Below are 693 nucleotides of genomic sequence, written 5' to 3' on the forward strand. Positions count from 1 at the left end.
GGTCGTCCAATGACACTTGAGCTGCTGCTTGCTGGTTGTACAACAACGACATGCCACCGTTTTACCAAAGATCTAGAAAGTCATGTACGTCAAGCTGACGTTGTTGTGGTCGCGGTAGGTAAGCCAAACTTCATCCCTGGCGAGTGGATTAAAAAAGGCGCAGTGGTTGTCGATGTAGGCATTAACCGTCTTGATTCAGGCAAGCTAGTGGGCGATGTGGAATACGACAAAGCACGCGAAAGCGCGAGCTTCATTACTCCGGTTCCTGGTGGTGTTGGCCCAATGACCGTAGCAAGCTTGATTGAGAACACGATGTTGGCTTGCGAGCAGTTCCATACTGAACAATAACATCAATATTGAGATACGAAAAAGGCTCCGCAAGGAGCCTTTTTGCTAATTTTAGATATCTATTTCAATTACAGACTTAAAATTACACCCGCAATAGAAGCACTCATCAAGTTCGCCATAACGCCGGCAATAATCGCGCGGAAACCATGCTTAGAAACAAATGCACGCTTCTCTGGTACCAAAGAACCCAATCCGCCGATCAACATTGCCATACTAGAGATGTTTGCAAAACCACACAGTGCGAAAGTCACGATAGCTTGAGAGTGAGCACTTAGCTGAGATTTCACTTCTGCTAGTTGGATGAAAGCAACAAACTCGTTCACCACGATCTTGTTACCGATAAGC

At 46.0% G+C, this 693-nt stretch carries 1 protein-coding gene and 1 pseudogene; one reads left to right on the forward strand and one right to left on the reverse strand.

Annotated features, from left to right (window positions below):
• Positions 1–348: pseudogene (locus R7040_RS26745) on the forward strand (bifunctional methylenetetrahydrofolate dehydrogenase/methenyltetrahydrofolate cyclohydrolase); the annotation flags it as partial.
• A gap of 68 nt (positions 349–416) precedes the next feature.
• Here the strand turns inward: R7040_RS26745 and R7040_RS26750 are convergent.
• A partial coding sequence (locus R7040_RS26750) for a nucleoside transporter C-terminal domain-containing protein (protein WP_318097628.1) occupies positions 417–693 on the reverse strand: 277 nt, incomplete at its 5' end.

It is taken from the genome of Vibrio sp. 1069 (assembly GCF_033340555.1).